The sequence below is a fragment of the Lacinutrix sp. genome (genome assembly GCF_037625555.1).
In the GTDB taxonomy this organism is placed as follows: Bacteria; Bacteroidota; Bacteroidia; order Flavobacteriales; family Flavobacteriaceae; genus Lacinutrix.
In genome coordinates, this window is the sequence record NZ_JASJHV010000118.1 from 1 (window position 1) to 2,736 (window position 2,736).

The 2,736-nt window shown below is 29.3% G+C and carries 4 protein-coding genes and 1 tRNA gene; 3 read left to right on the forward strand and 2 right to left on the reverse strand.

Features of this window, described 5'->3' with window-relative positions:
* Together QNK89_RS09835 and rpsN are read left to right on the forward strand one after the other, a co-directional pair.
* A partial coding sequence (locus QNK89_RS09835) for a hypothetical protein (RefSeq protein WP_340170852.1) occupies window positions 1-431 on the forward strand: 431 nt, incomplete at its 5' end.
* 149 nt (window positions 432-580) lie between these two features.
* The gene (rpsN, locus tag QNK89_RS09840) at window positions 581-883 is read left to right on the forward strand and encodes a 30S ribosomal protein S14 (protein ID WP_340170853.1); all 303 of its coding nucleotides are present in this window, start codon (window positions 581-583) and stop codon (window positions 881-883) included.
* 100 nt (window positions 884-983) lie between these two features.
* Here the strand turns inward: rpsN and petG are convergent, their stop codons facing one another.
* Both petG and QNK89_RS09850 read right to left on the reverse strand, forming a co-directional pair.
* Complete coding sequence (gene petG, locus QNK89_RS09845; RefSeq protein ID WP_340170856.1) at window positions 984-1,097, reverse strand: cytochrome b6-f complex subunit PetG; 114 nt, start codon at window positions 1,095-1,097, stop codon at window positions 984-986.
* Between the two features lie 213 nt (window positions 1,098-1,310).
* Window positions 1,311-1,448, reverse strand: a complete 138-nt coding sequence (locus tag QNK89_RS09850; protein ID WP_340170857.1) for a photosystem II reaction center protein K — start codon at window positions 1,446-1,448, stop codon at window positions 1,311-1,313.
* Window positions 1,449-2,649: 1,201 nt separating this feature from the next.
* Here QNK89_RS09850 and QNK89_RS09855 point away from each other — a divergent pair.
* A tRNA-Gly gene (locus tag QNK89_RS09855) sits at window positions 2,650-2,721 on the forward strand.
* The last annotated feature ends 15 nt before the right edge of the window (window positions 2,722-2,736 follow it).

Here is a 2,736-nt window from a genome sequence, read left to right on the forward strand (position 1 = left end):
TCTATTGGCATTGGAAACATGTAACTATATGGCAAGGTAACGCTGGACAATTTAACGAGTCATCAACATATATTATGGGATGGCTAAGAGATTATCTATGGTTAAACTCGTCACCTCTTATCAATGGTTATAATCCATTTGGTATGAACAGTCTATCAGTATGGTCTTGGATGTTCCTATTCGGACATCTGATCTGGGCTACTGGATTCATGTTCTTAATCTCATGGAGAGGATATTGGCAAGAATTAATTGAAACTCTTGTTTGGGCACATGAAAGAACTCCGCTTGCGAACTTAGTAAGATGGAAAGACAAGCCTGTGGCTTTATCAATTGTTCAAGCTAGACTTGTAGGACTAATACACTTTACGGTTGGATATATATTTACTTATGCAGCCTTCGTGATAGCATCTACTACTGGTAAATTTGGTTAATACTTAATTATTAAATGTTAACTTCACAAGGATTCAAGTAAAGTTCTACTTGAATCCTTGTACATAGTTGTTGTAACATAATTATCATCAATGTTATTTTCAACATTTGTGATTGAGTGTGAATATTATAAAAAATAAATAAAAAAAACATGGCAAAAAAGAACATGATAGAGCGTGAGAAGAAACGCGAAAGACTTATAAACAAATATGGAAAAAAAAGAAAGGAAATAAAAGAATTATTGAAAGGAGCCGAAACTTATGAATCTAAGTTAGCATTATATGCGAAATTAGAAAAGTTACCCAATAATTCTGCACCGTGTCGACACAGAAATAGATGCTGGCTAACAGGAAGAAGTCGTGGATATTATAGAGACTTCGGCCTTTCTAGACATGTCCTAAGAGAAATGTCACATGCTTGCTTATTACCCGGTGTAACTAAATCAAGCTGGTAATAAAAAGAAAACAATTTGCTCTAAATACTCAACATTTAAAAATAAATGAGTAATTAAAGCAAATTGCTTTTTTTATTCTATAACAGAATACTAGCAATATTTATAAACCAAACTGGTTTCCTCTTCTATATTGTAGATATGCAGCAACGAATAAACCTGCTAAAGTTACTGGGATTAACCCTAGAACAATACCAAATAATAATGGTTCTATCATAATATTTATTTTTTTGTAGTTTTTTTTAATGCTATGAAAAGCAATATACAACATATTTCATATTATATATGATAATACAGAGTACCAAACAACCTAAGATTCAAATAAAAAATATATAAATTTAATAAAGCTAAAGTGGACGATATTCAATTATTAATATAAATGTTTTGCTGCATAAAAAGATAAAACTCTATAATGCAGCAAAATTCTTAATTATCTAAATCCAACAGCAGCTTGCCAAACAAAAGCTAAAAGCAAGAAAAACACTGGGATTACTGGAGCAACGTCAATAATAGGTTTAAAGATTGCGTACGCTTCAGGCAATTTAGCTAACAGTAAAGTTCCTTCCATATTTTTTTGACCTCTCTGTAAGGAAAAGTTTTGTATATCAAATGTGATAAAATAAACAAAGGCAACAAATAATGATTAGTTACCTTATACATACTTTATAATAAACTTTATTATCGGATTAATTAAGTAATATTTATTTTTAGACACAGTGCAATTGTTTAATGAGCAAATTTGTTTCCTTTTTCCTATGTAAATAATAAGACAATGAAAGGTTTCTTCATAATTAAATTATTAATTATGAATTATTAGAAGTTTAAATATTAAAAAGTCATAAATGGACTTTGCATATACATAAAAATATCTACTACCAGAAGTAAAAAACTAAATTATTAACAAAACCAAGCTAGAATCACATGTTTAATCAAATAAAAAAAATGCATAAAAAACAATTTATGCTAAGAAGGATAGATATTCAAGATTAGATACAATTACGAAGCATAAAAAAAATAGTCAAAGTTTACTGTTAACTGTAATATCATAATTTCTATCGGTTTTACGTATAAGTGTTATGGAGAAATAATTAACGAAGTAAAAACTGAAATAAGATAACAATGTAAAATAACAACTAAATCAAAAAAAAGTTTTACTTCTAAATGTGATTGATAACCTTGTGACGTTTAGTTACAAGTACATTCAGATAAACATATCAATAATATTTAAAATCATAATAAGAGCACTTAAATACAATTTTTTCTAAAAATATAACTATAACTTTTTTTTTAATTTATTAAGTAATTGCAAAAAACAAGTAGCAATAGTATAACATGTAGTAGAGAAATGCTTACCTTGTCAAGTTATGAGGATACAGTGTTGAGCTTAAACAAATATCCATACAAGTAAGCACAATTTTAAAGCCAAATTTCATATTTGAGGAAACAAACATGGTTACTATTATCCAATTACTTGTTAGTGCTCTTATACTGTTATCTTTCGTTTTAGTTATTGGCGTTCCAGTTATCCTAGTTTCACCTGGTGAATGGGAAAAATCAAAGAGTCTAGTCTACGCTAGCTGTGGCCTTTGGTTTGGATTAGTTATTGTTACTGCAGCTTTTAACAATTTCGTTATTTAGAAATCAGTTGAATTATTAAATCCTATTCATATACTTAAAAATTGAATAGGATTTAATTAATTAGTAATAGGATATCAAGGAAAATGCAGTTGACAGTATTTCTTTTTTTCTATAGACTATCTATTAATGAAGCGGGTATAGCTCAGTGGTAGAGCGCGACCTTGCCAAGGTCGATGTCGCGCGTTCGAGTCGCGTTACCCGCTTATTCTTATCCACCA

Bases quoted from the DNA above. Each gene is read 5' to 3' on its own strand.
- rpsN (WP_340170853.1), top strand. From the start codon at position 581: ATGGCAAAAAAGAACATGATAGAGCGTGAGAAGAAACGCGAAAGACTT.
- petG (WP_340170856.1), bottom strand. From the start codon at position 1,097: ATGATAGAACCATTATTATTTGGTATTGTTCTAGGGTTAATCCCAGTA.
- QNK89_RS09850 (WP_340170857.1), bottom strand. From the start codon at position 1,448: ATGGAAGGAACTTTACTGTTAGCTAAATTGCCTGAAGCGTACGCAATC.